12 protein-coding genes and 4 pseudogenes are annotated in these 16,736 nt (G+C 54.9%); 7 read left to right on the top strand and 9 right to left on the bottom strand.

The window, feature by feature from the left end:
• Positions 1-185 (top strand): hypothetical protein (locus tag H7847_RS17325; RefSeq protein ID WP_227270736.1); only part of this gene is annotated, 185 nt, incomplete at its 5' end.
• A pseudogene (locus tag H7847_RS17320) lies at positions 113-571 on the top strand (DDE-type integrase/transposase/recombinase); the annotation flags it as partial. The gene H7847_RS17325 and the pseudogene H7847_RS17320, both read left to right, overlap by 73 nt.
• An 83-nt stretch (positions 572-654) precedes the next feature.
• Here the strand turns inward: H7847_RS17320 and H7847_RS17315 are convergent.
• Both H7847_RS17315 and H7847_RS17310 read right to left on the bottom strand, forming a co-directional pair.
• Positions 655-4,893 (bottom strand): glutamate cyclase domain-containing protein, encoded by a 4,239-nt coding sequence (locus H7847_RS17315; protein ID WP_227270735.1) that lies wholly within the window; start codon positions 4,891-4,893, stop codon positions 655-657.
• Positions 4,894-4,942: 49 nt separating this feature from the next.
• Complete coding sequence (locus H7847_RS17310; RefSeq protein ID WP_227270734.1) at positions 4,943-6,268, bottom strand: hypothetical protein; 1,326 nt, start codon at positions 6,266-6,268, stop codon at positions 4,943-4,945.
• Positions 6,269-6,373: 105 nt separating this feature from the next.
• Between H7847_RS17310 and H7847_RS17305 the strand changes: the two are divergent.
• Positions 6,374-6,598, top strand: a pseudogene (locus H7847_RS17305) (integrase core domain-containing protein); the annotation flags it as partial.
• Between the two features lie 92 nt (positions 6,599-6,690).
• On the opposite strand, the pseudogene H7847_RS17300 reads toward H7847_RS17305, so the two are convergent.
• The 7 genes and pseudogenes from H7847_RS17300 to H7847_RS17270 form a co-directional block, all read right to left on the bottom strand.
• Positions 6,691-6,931 (bottom strand): annotated as a pseudogene (locus tag H7847_RS17300) (hydantoinase/oxoprolinase family protein); the annotation flags it as partial.
• A 40-nt stretch (positions 6,932-6,971) separates the two neighbouring features.
• Positions 6,972-7,103, bottom strand: a pseudogene (locus H7847_RS27215) (hydantoinase/oxoprolinase N-terminal domain-containing protein); the annotation flags it as partial.
• A 68-nt stretch (positions 7,104-7,171) separates the two neighbouring features.
• On the bottom strand, positions 7,172-8,455 hold the full coding sequence (locus H7847_RS17290) for a TRAP transporter large permease (RefSeq protein WP_227270733.1): 1,284 nt from the start codon (positions 8,453-8,455) through the stop codon (positions 7,172-7,174).
• Positions 8,452-9,000 carry a TRAP transporter small permease subunit gene (locus H7847_RS17285; RefSeq protein WP_227270732.1) on the bottom strand — a complete coding sequence of 183 codons (549 nt, stop codon included), beginning with the start codon at positions 8,998-9,000 and terminating at the stop codon, positions 8,452-8,454. The genes H7847_RS17290 and H7847_RS17285 overlap by 4 nt, the downstream gene beginning before the upstream one ends.
• A gap of 28 nt (positions 9,001-9,028) precedes the next feature.
• Positions 9,029-10,054, bottom strand: a complete 1,026-nt coding sequence (locus H7847_RS17280) for a TRAP transporter substrate-binding protein (protein ID WP_227270731.1) — start codon at positions 10,052-10,054, stop codon at positions 9,029-9,031.
• Positions 10,051-10,893 (bottom strand): putative hydro-lyase, encoded by an 843-nt coding sequence (locus H7847_RS17275; protein ID WP_227270730.1) that lies wholly within the window; start codon positions 10,891-10,893, stop codon positions 10,051-10,053. Before H7847_RS17275 ends, H7847_RS17280 begins: the two co-directional genes overlap by 4 nt.
• A 92-nt stretch (positions 10,894-10,985) precedes the next feature.
• Entirely contained in the window at positions 10,986-11,864 is an 879-nt protein-coding gene (locus tag H7847_RS17270) for a LysR family transcriptional regulator (protein ID WP_227270729.1), read from the bottom strand.
• Between the two features lie 127 nt (positions 11,865-11,991).
• On the opposite strand from H7847_RS17270, the gene H7847_RS17265 reads away from it, so the two are divergent.
• The 4 genes from H7847_RS17265 to H7847_RS17245 all read left to right on the top strand — a co-directional run bounded on the left by H7847_RS17265 (position 11,992) and on the right by H7847_RS17245 (position 16,714).
• On the top strand, positions 11,992-13,152 hold the full coding sequence (locus tag H7847_RS17265; protein ID WP_227270728.1) for an IS30 family transposase: 1,161 nt from the start codon (positions 11,992-11,994) through the stop codon (positions 13,150-13,152).
• A 355-nt stretch (positions 13,153-13,507) separates the two neighbouring features.
• Entirely contained in the window at positions 13,508-14,209 is a 702-nt protein-coding gene (locus H7847_RS17260) for a hypothetical protein (RefSeq protein ID WP_227270727.1), read from the top strand.
• A 27-nt stretch (positions 14,210-14,236) separates the two neighbouring features.
• Positions 14,237-14,911, top strand: coding sequence for a hypothetical protein (locus tag H7847_RS17255; protein ID WP_227270726.1), 675 nt, complete (start codon positions 14,237-14,239; stop codon positions 14,909-14,911).
• A 498-nt stretch (positions 14,912-15,409) separates the two neighbouring features.
• Positions 15,410-16,714, top strand: coding sequence for an ATP-binding protein (locus H7847_RS17245; protein ID WP_227270725.1), 1,305 nt, complete (start codon positions 15,410-15,412; stop codon positions 16,712-16,714).
• Positions 16,715-16,736 lie beyond the last annotated feature (22 nt).

The raw sequence follows: 16,736 nt of genomic DNA, 5'->3' as shown, positions 1-16,736 counted from the left end.
GAAACAGCGACGCTTGCTCAATCTCGGGCGCGCCGCATAAGATCACAATCGATGAGCCAGGCCGTCCTCAACGCAGTCAGCTCAATCGGACCACTTCATTTGATGACGGACACGTGTCGGTGGAAAGTGACGATACCTTTGGCGGGCGATTGATGCGAATGGTCAGCTTGTGGATTTCAGACTGACTGCACGTCGGGACGCGAAAGCTGCAAAAGCCTTTCTTAAAAAGGCCATCGAGCGTGTTCGGTTACAGCGTCCTGTCTCGATCTGCACGGACAAAGCGCCCGCATATCGAAAGGTGATCCGGGAGATCAACCAGCGGTACGATCCACATTTTGACTACATCACCCCTGTCGATCGGAAGTATCTCAACAACCGGGTCGAGAGCAATCATGCCGCCCTCAAAAGACTACTTGGGTACCGACAAAGCTTTCGTTCTTTGAGATCGGCAAAGATCACACTTCAAGGCATGGAAACGATCAGAACGATCAAGAACGCACACATCTAAAGCAAACAACCTGGCGTCCGCGGTGAGATCGCATTCATGCACGGTGTCTTTGATCTCTTAGCGGCGCAGCGTGAGGGGTCAAATAAACGCGCTGCCCCGTTCAAGTTAATGCAACAGTCCCCCATGCAGCAAGGGCCAAAACTATATTAGCGATCAGGGAAGTCACCTTTTACCGCGCGGTTGAGGTTATCAAGAATGCGGCCATGATAGCGGTTTCCGAAACCATCCACCATTGGATCGCCTTCTTTATTGAAACGACCAACGCCATCAACGGCCCCGGTATCGATCGCGGCATCCAGCATCGCTTCGCGCTCATCCCGTGTAAGCAACATGCCGGTTTCGTCCAGCATACCTTCCAGTCGCACAAGTTCGGCTGCAATGGCATAGCCGCCCAGATTCGAGTTCTCGGACGTAACAACGATATCGGCCGGCACGACTGAAGGTTTGCGGATTGTAATCCGGCTGAGATCCAAATCACCCATGCCAGCCTCGTTTCCGCCATCGCCAACACCGATCGTCGTGATACTCTTACCCCACAGGTGTTTGGATTGCCGATCTTGTGCAGCCAACAAAATTGCATCTAGGTCTGGATTAATCCCGTCGATATTGACGTTACCCATATTTGTACGGGCGGCGTCTTCGTTGCGCCCGGGAACCTCAATCATTTGTACGACATCGGGCTGGACGCTTCCCAGAAGTTCCCTTGCAGCTGTATCCGCATCGGCTCCCTTGGCCTCGAAAACATGGAATGTGATATTCGATGTGTCTGGATCGACATCGACGCCCAAGGCCGCTAGCGCGGCTCTGACGACTTCCATATTTGCTTGGTCGCCGACGAGATGGACTTCCTTGCCAAGATTAGCGAGGACTCTGGCCTGCGCGGCGGCCCCGAGCGGACCATCGGTTTCCGGTCGCCCGGTGCTAGGTTGCGCACCTTCGGCGAAATCACCCGGCGGCGGTACATTGAATCCGGTACCAATCAAGACAGTACTGGCGTTCTGCATTGCCTCGGCTGCGTTGGTCGCCCCATTTCTGGCAGGAATACCTGTTGGATTTGCCTCACTTGCACCGTTGGTATTGAAGAATGTATGTAGACTGCGACCGTTGAAGCCCATGGTCGCGACATCAACCGCACTGATCCGGCCGGCGATGTAGTCACTGATCCGGTCCATGTAGAAGTCCTGATCAAAGACTTGCCCTGTGAATGTCGGCCAACTGCGACCAGTCAAGGCCGGAACGGACTCAAAGACATCGTCAAATCCTCTCCTTTTCTTCTCGGCCTGCTCTTCAATGAATTCATCTACGCTTTCATGCTCGATGTCCGATCCATAGAACTCAGCTTCGGCATCGGTCCTTTGTTGAGGCGTCAGTTTGTTGAGCGCACTGGACACAACCGCGGAGCCGCCGCGGCGTTCAGGATCATCCATCCGCGGCTGCTTATCTTCAAGGATCAACCGGTTTAGCGAAGTAAGGACTTGATCCGTCATTGGGTTAATAATCTGGACGTCTTTCATGCCACGAGGATCGTTGTCCAGGGCAGTGCGGATTTGGTTCGTCAATTCTGGATAATGTGTACAGCACAAAACGATCGAGGTGATATCCTCTTGCATTTGCGCGACATAGTGGTCGACGGCGGACTGCACCTCCTCTACCCGGGTGTGGTCAAGATGTGCTAGTTCGTTGACCAGCGTCGCCAGATCGCGGGTCCAGACCTGACCGTTCACATTGACTGGCGGATCGCTGGCGCCCAGGTCATAGGGCTGGACGCGACCACCAGAAAACTCGGCGATCAGGTTGGAATACATCCCGCTGTCTTTGGTCGCTTGCGTCGAAAGGATCATCGGTCGCGTCCCGAAGAAGGGCTCGTTTTTCGGATTGGACACGACCCACGCCGTATTGGTGATTAGATCCTCGACAGCCAGCCCCGAAATCAGATCCGGGTTTTCCCGCTCCATCCGTTCGATGGCTGTGCAGGCCGTATTGCAAGCAAAGGGCGTTACATCAGGACTCGCCTGCTGCGCTGCAAGCATTCCGTTTTTCACGACCATGGCGATCTGGCCTGGGTTTTTCGATCCGTAAGGCTGCATCTGATGATCACCCAGCACAAGAAGACGAACGTCAGCACCGTCCATCGAATGGATCATATTGGCAAAGACTTTTGATGCAGCAATCCCGCCATTACCAGAGTCGAATAGAGCCATCACATAGTAGCCCTCGTTCGAGAGCTGGTCGGAAATTACGTCAAGTTCGCCTTGCGTAACCGCTTCGCGCAGACCCTCAGCGTTCTCAAGTGTGCTCGCGTAGTTGACGAGCGTTTCGCGATTGAGCTTTGCAAGTTCGCTTGGGGAGATAAGCGACGACTGGGGCGAACTGCTCATCACAGTTTGCAGATGTTGGCGCATGTGCGATGCAACGACGCCGGCGACGGTTCTTTGTATATCCTCAGGCAGGGCGGCTATCTGCGCTTCGCTCAATCCGGCGTACCAAGCATCAAGTTCTTCAAGCGAAGCTTGCGAGATATTCTCCAATGTCTCGACATTTTCCCCCTCTTCTGTCTGGTTGTTGACCACCGGCGGCCTGTCGAGCGCGCTGGCAATACCTTCCTTCGTGCGTCCAGCAGACCGCGACAACTCGGGATCGTAAACAGTTTTGGGGGTATCGCCCGACAGTGCCGGTGAATTGAGTGTTGCGTCGATCTCGCTCGCTGTTCCCGTAACAAGCGTAACAGCAGGTCCAAAATCTGTGCTCAGTCGCAGGGGAACAGCGAACGTATCACCCGGATCTTCAAGCGATGCTTCGGCATTGACTTGATACGCGCGTGAGATCACTTCTGCTTCCTGACTTGCTGGAAAGACAGTCGGCGCCTTGCCGTTTACGGTCAGCGCCGCATCCGCATAGGCCTGGCCGCTGACAATAGCTGCCTCGTCATAAAGGGCAAAAATCGCATCGGGCGTATTAAGAAGGCCAACAAGCTCTCTATATGCCGCCTCAGGATCAAGCCCCTCCACCCGTGCTTCAAGGATTGGACGCAAGGTTTGCTTCTGCGATGTGGTCAGGTTTTGGGTCATGTAGGAGAAAGTCTGCTCGAAACCAGGAACCTGATTGGCAGGCGAATTGGACCCTACAGCCCCGTTCACGTATGCTGTTGGGTCGAGCAGTTCTTCGTAGTTTGTCGCAGGCCCTTTCGGCGAAACCGTCATCGATGGCGTCCAGGGTGCGGTAAGTGGACCCGGCGCGTTCTGTTGCGGTGTCGTGATATCATTCGGCTTGGGCGGCGTCATGTCAACGGTTTGTGGCGCCGCTCGTTGGCTGATATCTCTAGGCGGAGCATTCGGCGCACCCGTCGGTTGGCTCAATGAATTCAAACGATTGAGTGCCTGAGCCGCTGCAGGACTACGGCCTGCCAGCGGACGCAAACGTGTCTTGAGCGCGCGGCTGACAGCCGGCATCTCAACAAGGCCGGTCTGCAGCGCCTCATCCGGTACGCGCGCGAGCCCAGCAATTACTTCGTCTACGGGTGCGTTTCGGACGCTCTGGGCAAAGCTATCGGCGTCGATCTTTCCAGGAAGCTTGGGACTGGAACCCTCGTTTCGATTTCCGCCGCGCCCGCCGTTAAGCTTTGCAAGGGCAACCCCACCGATAAAAGCACCGATCTGGTATTCGATACTGTGCGTATCGACATTGAGGAGATCGCCTATCTGATCTTCAAGTTGCTGAACTTTGCCACCCAGCCAGTTGCCGTCTGCAAATCGCCGGCCTGCCTCGTAGTTCAACGGGTTGTCGGTTCCAGTTGTCGTCTGGTCTCCCGGCAGCAGTATATCTTGCAATTTCTCAGTGATGCGAAGCGGGTTTTTGACAAGCCAAAGAGCAGGACGCCCGATACCTTCAGGTATCATTGCAACCGTCTTAATTAAACCAAAGACATTGCCAAGGAGGGCGCCGCCAGCTGTATTTCCCGCCAGGTTGCCATCGTTACCTTGGACTATGTCAGCGACATTTTGCGGCGCATTTAGCTTTTCTTCTGCATCCAAGAGACCCTGCCAAGCTGGCTGTTGTTTCCCGAAGTCAGCGCGTGTCAGTTTGTCCTTCGATGAATAGACCAATATGTCTGCGACGAGCTTGTCAGGATGGGCAGACAGGATCCGCGCTTCCCATTCCCCAGTCTGAGAATTGCGGACCTGATACAAGACGAATTCCCGGCCGCGAAAGTCGTCACTTGAAAAGATTTGCAGCGTCTCGGGTGTCTTGTAGCCAGCATGGCTTGAAGAAGGTAATGAATCGACGAGTGACTCTGCTGACTGGTCTTGTACCGATGCAGGAGCGATGGGAAACGTCGTTTGCTCTACCCCAACAGATGCTTCGCCGCCCACGGAAAGATTTGGCATTATTCGACCTCTTTATTAAGTGTTTCCTTTTTGTACGCTAAGGTGCCGATCAAAATCCTAGCCGGCGTTCGAGATCATCCCGGAGAAGGTCGTCGGCATCCTCGAAGCCGCTGCCTTCGAAGAAATTGATCTTATCGAAACCTGGTACATCTGCCTTGGGTATTTGATCGATTTTTCGCGGCCCAGAATGGAACGGACTGTCCGAACCATTAATCGGGTCAACATTTGTGTTCGCGCCGTTAGTGGAGATATCTTCCAGCGCAGTTCGGATCTTATCGAATGCCGCTTCGACATCCTCTTTATTGATGACCAGAAGCGGCTCATCGCTGTTGCTTGTCTTGATACGCAGTTCCGGAATACCGTCTTCGATGATCTTCAATCGTGCGTTCGCCTCGATGAAAACACCAGCCATTGGCACATTTGGCGGAGTTGCAAACTGATCGGGCGTGACAGCCTGAATCATCCTCAGCCATCCACGCACATTTGTTGTCTTGAAGCGTCCGTCAGGGTTAGTCTTTGGCTCACCAAAAAATGCATTGCCTATTGCGCGGGCGACGTCTGCGCCCATCAATATGTCGGCACCACGACTAATAACCTGACTGGATCCTCGCGGACTGCCCGGGACTTCTACGGGAACGTGGTTTCCCAACTGAGACAGCGCATAATTGACATCGGAAAGTTCTTCGACTTTTTTGGAGGTGAGCACGTAGGTCAGCCCACGAGACCCTGGAAGCGCAAAGGGGTCTCCTGGTTGACTGCCGCCCAGAACGCCAAATGACCCAGCCCCAAAGCCAATATCAGCGGAATACTCGACAGTTCCGTCCTCGTTGAATATCCAACTGTGGGTCCCAAGCACAGTAGACCAATCCCGAAAGTCATTTCCTATAAAACGGGCACCAGTTCGTTCGGGAACGATTGGCAGCGCAATTACTGTTATCTTGTTCAGCCGCAGACCCTGGCCGTCGGCTCGACCAGCAAGGTCGACCTGAACATTTGCATGGCCCGAAAACGACATGCCTTCTGATCCCAACAGTTTTTCGACAAGTGATGCAAATCCGCCAACGCCGACAAAACCGCCTTCGACCAGCCCATAAAGTGTTATATTGTCTTTGGGTGTAAGCGGTTCGTCTTGAAAAAGCTTGATAACAGCTTCGCCGGCTTCACCGACATCGATTGCCACGCCGGCCCAGTTAAGGGAACCACCTCGGGCACCCACTCCAAGAAACAAATCACCCGAAATCTCCGCACTCGCAATGAGGTTTTCTTGGCCTTGTTCAATCTCCGCATAGATGCTCTTGTCAGCCTGCCGGTCGCCAGAAGCAGCCTGCATGCTCAACAGCGATACCGCGTCGAAGTCTTGGATTTGGCCTATCAATCTTCATACTCCACCACAAGGGAAACGCCGGATTGCATCTCTCCTAGATCAGTATGTTGCTTCAACCTTTCGACATCCTGACGAACCATAGGCGCTGACGTCAGACAGACCTTAAAGAACCGCATCTTGTTGGAAAGCTACTTCCGGCCCGGTGATCTCGAAGCTCAGATCGAAGCCTTCGTCGATTACTACAACCATCAGCGATACCATGAGAGCTTGAACAACTTCATACCCGCAGAGGTTTACTACGGACGCGACAAAGCCATTCTAAATAAACGCGAAAGGATCAAACGGAAGACACTCAAGGTCCGCCGCTTGCACCACCGACGGCATGTGACCCAGCCCCCTGATCCGCGCCGTTCAGGTGTAGAATCCGTTCCTGTTTCTTTCCATTGTTATGGTTGCGGTCAAGGCCTGCTGAGCGGAGCCTTTGCGTAGCTCAGCTTGACCAAAATGACATTGCAATCCGTCACTGTCAGTGGGCCGCCACGGCGATAGGCTGCCGGTCCTGGATTCGCTCCCGCACTCTCCGGGCCGACCTGCATCCGGCCATCGCGGTACGACAGTATCGAACCGCCGCCCACAGCAACGGTGTGAATCGACATCATCGGAGCGCACACCCGCCACGTCGGTCTCGAACGAGCGTTCGAATTCTCCCGCATAACCTTTGCCATAGGCCCGCGACAGCGCTTCGCGCGCGGATGCCGTGTACTGAGGCGTCTTGGTAGGCTTCAGGATTTTCCGACGGGAGCTTGCGCGTTTTCAGATCACCCGACGGTGTTTTCGCCACGATGTCGGTAAATGTGCCGCCGCTATCCACCCAAAATTGCCACATGAGACGGTTCTCCTTCTTTTGCAGCCAATTGGCCGCATTATTTTGCTGAATTTTGAATGGCTTAGGCGCTATTCGAGCGCGCTTGGCAGCCAAAGCGCGATGTCCGGGAAGGCGATCAGCGCGAAGGCCATCGCCAGCATGACGAGGCAATAGGGCAAAGCACCAAGCATCACTTCATTCAGGGTTCCAGATTTGCGCGCGCCTTGCACCACATAGAGGTTCAATCCAACCGGCGGTGTGATGAGCGCCATCTCGATTAGAACGATCATCAGGATGCCAAACCAAATCACATCGTAGCCCTGCGCCAGCACCATGGGCACGATGATCGGGATCGTCACAACCATTAGCGACAATGTTTCAATAAAAAAGCCCAGGACGATGTAGATCACAACCACCACCAGGATAAAGCCAAGCGGCGTGAGGCCGAGCCCCTCAAGGAAGGATGTCAGCTCTCGGCCCAGACCAGCGGAGGACAGGGTGAAGTTCAGAAATGACGCGCCGATGATGATCAGCATGATCATGGAGGTGACCTTGATCGTACCCAGAAGGCTCTCGCGCATCATGCCCCGGTTCACCTCGCCAAAGGCCAAAGCGATCAGGAGCGCACCCGCCACGCCGACGGCTGCGGCCTCGGTGGGTGTTGCCCAGCCGCGGTAGATCGACCCCACAATCAGGGTGAAGAGTATCAGGATCGGTACCAGATCAACCAGCGCACGCGCCATCTGCAAGAAGGAAAAGACCCGACGATTGCCGCCCAGCTCGGGACGAATGGTGCAGATGATCGCGGTGACGATCAGAAACGCCAGTGCCAGACCAAGGCCGGGGATCAAGCCAGCCAGAAAAAGCTGCGGGATCGAAGACTGTGTCAGAAACCCGTAGACAATGAGGTTAATTGACGGCGGGATCATGATACCAAGCGTGCCGCCCGCTGCAATCGCGCCGGAAAAGAGTTTGGGGTCATATCCCAGCTTTTCGGCTTGCGGCATGGCGACGGTTGCGACTGTCGCGGCGGTCGCGACAGAGGAGCCGGAGGTGGCCGAAAACATCGTTGCCGTCGCAACATTGGCGTGCACCAAGCCACCGGGTAGCCAGCTTACCCAGCGATCAAGCGCGGCATAGGTGCGGGTCGCAACGCCAGAGCGGACCAGAATTTCTCCCAAGAGGACAAAGAAGGGGATCGCAATCAGCGTGGCCGAACTGGAAGACGACCAGACCATACTTCCAAGCGCGTGGCTGAGCGGGAAGTTTGAGAAAAACTGGTCTACACCAAAGCCCAAGAGGAAAAGGACGATGCCCACGGGAATAGAAAGCGCCAGCAGCGCCAGCAGACCCGCTGAGACGTAAGTGATCATTTCAGGCTGCCCTGTTCTGCAAATGCGCCGATGAAAGGTTCTGTCTCGGATGCGCGCCCCCGGACGAGAAGACTGATCGCTGCGAGGGTCACAAGGCAGGTCATCACAGCGAACCAGACCCAACCGGCAAACCACGGGATTTGCACCCAGGCCAACGGCGTGGCCAATGGCGTATTGGCGCGGCTCCCGTTCTCGACAGCGCGCGCCACTACGGGCCAACATTTGATGGCAACCGTAACGACAACAGCCGACATGACAATCATCGAGAATACGTCAAACAGGGCGCGCAGCGTGTCCTGCGTGCGCGACCTCAAAAGGTCGATGCGGATATGGCCAAGCTCCATAAGAGCATAGGCCATACCCCATGAACTGACGAGCGCCATCGCATAGCCTGCCAGTTCTTCAGATCCGCCAAAGGATGCATGGACCTGACGCAGCGCAATATCCGCAACAACAAATGCCGCCATTCCGAGCAGTCCCAACCCCACGATCATCGCAATCCCACGGTTGAGTTGTCGGAGCATATTGATTAACGCCAGTTCCATTTTGCGCTTCCTTCGTGTCGGTACAGGCTTATTCGATAGTCACGCCAACCACTTGGCCGACGCTGTCATTCCAGCGGGTCGCCCAATCGCCACCTGCCCGTTCTGCCCAATCAGGAAGAACCTCGCTGATCAGAATACCGCGGGCTTTCTCAAAGTCAGCGTCAGAGATTTCAACGAGTGTCATGTCACGCGCTTCGCCCGCCAGACAGTCACCGTTGCCGGTAAGACAGGCGATGTCATTGACCAAAGCGTCTTGGGCACTTGCCCAGGCAGGCTCTTCAAAACTAGAAGAGATTTCCGCACGGATCAACGCCTGATCTTCTGCACTCAGTCCGCTCCACTTGTCCGCGTTCATAGCCGTCACAACATGGTCCCACCCGCCCAAGGGGATGGGCAAAAGGTGAGTGGAGACTTCCCACCAGCCAGCAGAATAGCCAGACCCTGCACCCGTAACGGCGCAATCTACAACACCGTTCTGCAACGAGCCTGGCACTTCGGAGAAGGACACGTTCACGCCCTCTGCGCCAAGCGCCTCAAGAAACAGCGCGGTCATTCGGCCTGATGCACGCACCTTGAGACCTTCGAGGTCGGAAAAGCTGTTAATCTCGGCGTTACAGAAAACCACTTGCGGTGGATAAGGCGCAATGGCCAGAACTTCTGCGTTGAATCGGTCGCGGTAGATCTCTGCCACCATCGGGCGGGCCGCATCGACCATGGCGCGGGCTTCATCAGCTGTCAGCGCCAAAAGCGGGACATCCAGACCTTCGAGTTCAGGCGCATCGCCAACCGCATAGTCCGCAACAGTCATGGCGACATCATAAACGCCATCGCCAAGAAGCGGATAAATCTCCGACAGACCAAGGCCCATTTGATTGTGGGTCGTCAGCTCAACAGTGAAGTCACCGGCAGCGGGAAGCGTCTCAGACCAGAACGGAGCCTCATATTGTTTGTGCAGGGGCAGGCTTGACCAGCTGCCAACGACCGATAGGTCCTCAGCCATCGCAGGGGCGGCAAGGGCCGTCGTCGCGGCCAGTATTGCGAGTTTGCGTTTCATGTCTTCACTCCTTGTTGGGTTGGTCTTGGTAGACCTGTTGTGTCTGCGTATTCTGCGACGTCGGTGATCAGCATGTGTCCGGGCGCATGGGTAATGCAGAGTGGTAGCTGTGCAGACCTAAGGACGTTCTGCGGTGTCACACCACACGCCCAGAAGACTGGGATCTCATCCGGTTTGACGTCGGCGGGGTCTCCGTAGTCAGGCTGGCCAAGGTCGGATATCCCGATGGATGCCGGGTCTCCGACAGCAATCGGCCCACCATGCGCTTGCGGATATCGCGCACTGATGGCCCGCGCCTCTTCGATCTGATCCAACCGCAAAGGACGCATCGTCACGACCATTTGGCCGCTGAAAGGACCGGCTGGAACCAGATCGATATTCGTGCGAAACATCGGAACATTCCGACCCATTTCAATGTGGCGGACAGGGATATCTGCACGCATCAGCGCGTTCTCGAATGTAAACGAACAGCCAAGGGCAACGGTTACAAGATCGTCAGACCAGAGGTTTGAGATGTCTGTGACTTCTTCCGAAAACGCGCCATCACGAAACACGCGGTAGCGCGGCACGTCGGTGCGAATATCAATGTCCCGCCCAAGCGTGGCCAACATCGGGTTGCCTGTGTCTCCCACCCCAACAAGCGGACAGGGCTTCGGATTGCGCTGGCAGAAGCGCAGAAAGTCCAGTGCATAGACCTCGGGAAGAATGGCGAGGTTACACTGGAGCTTTCCCGCAGCAAGACCAGCCGTGTGGCCTTTGTGTTGGCCTGCTCGTATGCGCTGACGTATCTCTTCACTCGAAAGCTTGGAGATGTCTAAACCTGTTACCTGTTGAGACATGGGGCCCCCGTAATCGCGTCACAGAAGCTTCACATAGCAGGTTAATCCATTCAAATTATCATTTTTTATACATACTGATAACTATTTTGAAATTAGTTCGGATGGGCATTATGCCATTCAACAGCGACCTCACGGGCGATTTCCGCACTGTTTTCAACGAGAAAGCTACGCGGCTCTGCAAGATAGGACGCCGTGAATTCCAAAGGAGGCGGAACAAAGCCGGGATCAAACTCTTCAACTTCGTTTGCCTCAAGGTGGTGGCCAGCCAAGACACGAGGATGGGGCCCAACAGCGATTCCCGCCGCAATCATCATGAGACTAGCGGACAAAGAGGCCGATGAGAAGACACGTGTTTTGGGGCCAATGCGTCTTGCAAGCTCCGAGGTCAATTCACGATAGGGCCGGGTCTGACTCGAATAGGAAATGATCGGAATCTTGGACAGATCGATATCCCCGAGCCGCGACGCTTTGTACCAATGAAGATCGAATTGCGGCAGGGCGAGGTTCTTTACAGAATACTCTGAAACTGGCCCCATCAGGAATGCTAGATCGAGACGACGCTCCAAGAGTGACGCTCGAAGATTTAGGGAAATATCGACGGTTAGGTCAACGTTGACCCTCGGAAACTGGGCATTGAAGGCCTGAATGAAAGACGGCAACCATGCCTGCGCAATCGTCTCTGACGCCCCTAACCGGAACAAGCCTTCAGTCTCTGCTGGGTTAGCAACGCGTTGTTTAATCTCTTCTTCGACGAACAACATTTGCTCGGCATAACCAAGAAGTTGCTGGCCCTTTTTGGTCAGAACAAGGTCGCCTGGGCCACGCTCGAAAAGTTTAGCTTCCAGCTCAACCTCGAGATTTGATATTCGTGTCGATACCGCGGGCTGAGAAAGATGTAAGCGGTCTGACGCTTTGCGGAAGCCTCCCAACCGGGCAACCCAAAGAAATGTGCGGAGCTGTTCAAAAGTCATGCCTATTCAAAACACTTATCGCAACTAGACACAAACTGACCCGAGCATCCTTAGCTTATCGTGGTAACGGCGGTTTCAACGGGTGAGCGCAACACTTTGATCTTTTTGGAAAGATGGAGTGTGAGAGATGAAGTATCGGACGCGGACGTTTTACACGGACAAACAGAAATCCGAGATGTGGGATCGGTGGCAGCGGGGAGAGTCTATGAGTTCGATTGGACGGCATTTTAATCGTGCGTCTTCTTCGATCTTTCCGCATTTAGCGCTGTTTGGCGGGATCCGGCCACCTCTCCGTAAGAGGTCGCGATTTGCTTTGAGCCTGGCGGAACGGGAGGAGATATCTCGCGGCTTGGTTTCAGAGCGGTCCTTACGGTCTATCGCCAAGAGCTTGAACCGGTCGCCTTCAACGATCAGCCGAGAGATTCGCAGAAATGGTGGGCGTCAGGCCTATCGCGCGGCACGCTCGGATCAGCGGGCTTGGGACTGCGTAACGCGAACCAAATCATGTAAACTCTCGTCCAATGATCCATTGTGCCAACTGATTGCACGCAAGCTGCGTCGGAAATGGTCACCGCAGCAGATCGCGGGTTGGCTCAAGCGGAAACATCCGGTCGAGGAACAGCATCGCGTGTCCCACGAGACGATCTATCGCAGTCTTTATGTGCAAACTCGTGGCGTATTGAAGAAGGAATTACAGGAATGTCTTCGCAGTCCACGAGCAGTTAGACGATCGGGTCATGCGACCCAGAAAGGGTTGAAACTGCCTAAGATCAAGGACGCAATTCCGATCAGTGAGCGCCCTCCAGAGGTCGAGGATCGGGCCGTGCCGGGGCACTGGGAGGGCGACCTGATCGTGGGGTCTAACAACAGCTACATCGCCACACTCGTGGAGCGCCATTCCCGGTTTGTGATGCTGGCCAAAGTCGAGAACAAGGACACTCAAAGTGTTGTTGCGGCCCTGATCAAGCAGGCCCGCAAGTTGCCCAAAGAGCTGTATCGGTCACTGACATGGGACCGTGGATCTGAGATGGCCGGACATGTGACGTTCACCATAGCGACAAGGATTGACGTCTATTTTTGTGATCCGCAGTCACCTTGGCAACGCGGTAGCAATGAAAATACCAACCGGTTGCTTCGCCAATACTTCCCCAAAGGCACTGACATATCAGGCTTTAGCCAAGCCAAACTCAGTGCCGTCGCACGCCAGCCGAACGAGCGGCCTCGAAAAACCTTGCAATACCGAACCCCAGCAGAGAAATTCGAGGCCTGTGTTGCGGCGATCAGTTGAAACCACACCGCAAAGCAGACATTCGTGCAGGTTGCAACATGGTCATTCTGGACTCTTCGGTAGCCTTCGCCACGCGTTGTCTGACCGGGACTGTGCGGCGGGCTTAGTGCTCTTCAACTATTTTTCTTGAGCCAAAACAATAGCCCTTTGAATACCTGAGGCTATCAAATCGCTCACATCTTGAAGTGCCTTCGTGTTTAATTCCTCTAGCTCTTCACGCTTCTCGACCGAATGCCTAGCTGCCTCTGCAATCCGCACTGGACCTGTCCCGCTTTGAGACCGTTCAATTGTGTGGGGTGCAATCTTTGACAGGCCATGGGAAGCTTCCACTTTTGGAGTAGAGCGGAGGGTAACCATGCACTGGCGCATCACGGTTGAAGCTGTCGATCCAACTGGTGAGGATTATCGGCAGGAGTTACTGTTTGAGAAGAACCTTGATGGTCTGACGGACGGTTGCATCGGCTGTTCGATTGAGGACGGCAAGGCCATCATGTCGGAAATTCAGAAGGCCGTTTTGCAGCGGGAGCTGGACCTTTGGGTGCGCTATCGGCGCGTCTGCCAGGGTTGCGGCGGTCAGCTGCCGATCAAGGACTACCAGAAACGGAAGATATTGACGGTCTTCGGCGCGGTTCCCGTCACTTTTCCCCGCTTGATGATTTGCCGGAGCTGCAGCCCTTGGGCGTGTTTCACCTTCTCTCAGGCTGTCGATCTCTGTCCCGATCGCGCCACGCCCGAACGGATGCAGCTGTCGGCAAAGCTCGGCGCCAAGCTGTCCTACCGAGAGGCGTCGGACATTCTGTCGACCTTCCTGCCGAGTCAAATGTCACGCAAGTTTATGACTCTTCGGCATCGTACGCTTTCGCTTGGAAAGCGCATCGAAGCAACCGAACGCCATCGGCGCTGGCACGCATTCTTGAATATGGACGAGCGCGCCCAGTTGGAGTTGCAATTGGACCGCAACCCCGCGCATCTCCCATTGGTTAAGCATGGGGGCAGGCGCAGGTTCGAGGCGGTTGTCGGTCATTGTGGACGCGGCGGTCGGGGAGATAGTCCCTGACCGCTTTTTGCGTTTGCGGGGACGCGGTTGACTGAGCTGGATGCGACCGCTTCGCTGGCTTTGGTGGATCAAGGATATGCCGGTCGAGGGGAGATCACAGTGATCTCAGACGGTGAAGAATGCATTAAGCGCCTCGCGGGCATGCTCCCACAACCGGCCACTCATATTCTCGACTGGTTTCATATTTCGATGAAACTTCAGCCGCTTGCCCAGATGGCCCTCACCGCGCCTGTGGATCACGGCCTGTTCGAGCAGGACATCGACCGCATCAAGTGGAGGCTTTGGAACGGGCAGCCGAAGCGTGCTCTGGACTTGGCCACTACCGTCCGCAGGCAACTCTTTTCCAAGATCGATGAGTGTCTCTGGGCGCGCCGTGCCGACAAGCTCTTGGAAAAACTCAACACCTATATCAACCGAAATAGCGGATCGGTCATCAATTACGCCGGGCGCCATCGCGCGGGGCAACGCATCGCGACATCACCGGCAGAAGCGAGCGTGAACTCTCTCGTCGCCAAGCGGTTCGTCAAGAAACAGCAGATGCGATGGTCACGAACCGGCGCGCACTATCTGCTGAAAGTGCGCGCTGTGATGCTAAACGGCGACCTCTTGGAGCAAACCCGATATGTCCCACCTAAGACCGACGAATCACCCTATGTGACAAGTCTGCTAGATCCAAACCCACCGCTCCTCAAAGCCGCATGACCTCAAGGTTTTGAACGGTCTCGTTTCTACATGCCTGATACGGATTGAGATGTGCCACCAATCCAAAATATGCCTGACACCTGTGCCGATTGCGTCACGCACCAATCGTGGCAGCGCAGGGTCCCCATCGGACAGGGACCTGATTGCGAGCGGACCCAGGGCACCGCGACCGGGGGCGCCGCATACGTTTGTGACGACGCCTGAATTCCTGGCAACCTTCGATCTGCAAAGTCTGCGGGATCTGCCAGAGATGAGCATAGGTGAGTACATCGATTGATGCCGCACCAACATTGGTCTATTTTCGAAAGGTGCGATTTGTGCGACAATCTGCAGGGTGCGTAGTGAGCAAATCGTGACCTCTGTGGTGTACAAATAGTGAAATGCTTAATAGACATTTGGTGGCAGCTTTGGTAAGCAAATCGTGCAAAGGAGCAGGCCACGCGATTGGGGCCCATTGCACCACATATTCCCTCAATCATGCGAGTAGAAAGTCGTCCTGTGAGTGAAATAGATGAATACCTGCCAAGGCATCTCATACCGGAGCTCGAAGATGCTTTGGCATCGGCCCGGGTGGTCAATCTGATAGGGCCGCGGCAAGTTGGTAAGACGACGCTCGTACGCGACCTGTTTGGCCATGGGCATTTTGTGACATTGGATGACTCGCCGGTTCTGGCTGCCATTGATGCCGATCCTGAGGGCCAACTTGTCAGTCTGATGGAAGATCTGGAGAGTGCCCCGCTCATTATTGATGAGGCGCAACGATCAAAAAAACTTGCCTTGGTCATCAAGCGGGTGGTCGATGCCAACCGCCGGAAGGGACAGTTTGTTCTCACAGGCTCCTCCAATGTGTTTACGACAGCCGAAGTCGCAGACTCGCTTGCAGGAAGGATGCGAACGCTGAAGCTCTGGCCATTATCGGCCGCGGAAATCAAAAAAGTTCCGGTAAGCCGCTTGATGGACTGGGCTATGCAAAGAACACCATCGCTCACTCAGATCGCCGATCCTGAACTAGCAAGTCGACGCGACTATATCGAACTCATCCTGACCGGGGGCTTTCCGGAAACCAGAACGCTGCCGCTACGTTCGCGTCAGCGCCAATACCGCGACTACATTGATGCCGTCGTTGATCGGGACGTGGCCGACGTCATGCCGGTCCGAAAACCGGGTTCCCTGCGGGTGCTCATTGACCAGATGGCGGCCCGCACCGCACAAGAGATCAATGTCTCCGAATTAGCAAAGCTGACCAAGCTCCAACGTGTCACGGTCGATCAGTACCTCGATATTCTGATCCGTTTGTCTTTGATAACGAAGCTCGGTGCATGGACATCAGGAGAGAGTAAGCGAGAAATTAAGCAGCCTAAGTATCACTTCGTAGATACCGGTATAGCTTGCGCTTTGCGTCGCTTTACTGACGTGACGTTTTCCATCGATAACAATCCGGAAGCGTTAGGGGGCCTGTTGGAGAGCTTTGTGGTCGGCCAACTCCAGCGTGCTCTGCCAATGCAAGATGCCGACTATAGGCTTTACCACTGGCGCAGTGCGGATCAGCGTGAAATCGATATTGTAGCGGACGGGGGTAGCCAGCTGGCATTATTTGAAGTCAAGTCGTCCGCTTCCGTGACAATGAGCGATTTTAGGCACCTGGACTGGTTTGCCAAAGAAGGTCCGGGACGAAGCAGATCATGTTCCGGTATCGTATTCTATACGGGCCACAAAAAACTGACATTTGGAGAAAACAGATTTGCCCTTCCGGTGAGTTCTTTGTGGGGTGCAGTTGAACTGGGAAGCTCTGATGCATCGTAAAAGAAGCAAGCCCATGACTATG

The organism is Roseobacter weihaiensis, assembly GCF_020622345.1.
GTDB lineage: Bacteria > Pseudomonadota > Alphaproteobacteria > Rhodobacterales > Rhodobacteraceae > Roseobacter > Roseobacter weihaiensis.
Note: the sequence above shows the minus strand (reverse complement) of the source record. Positions and strands in the feature narration are given on the sequence as shown.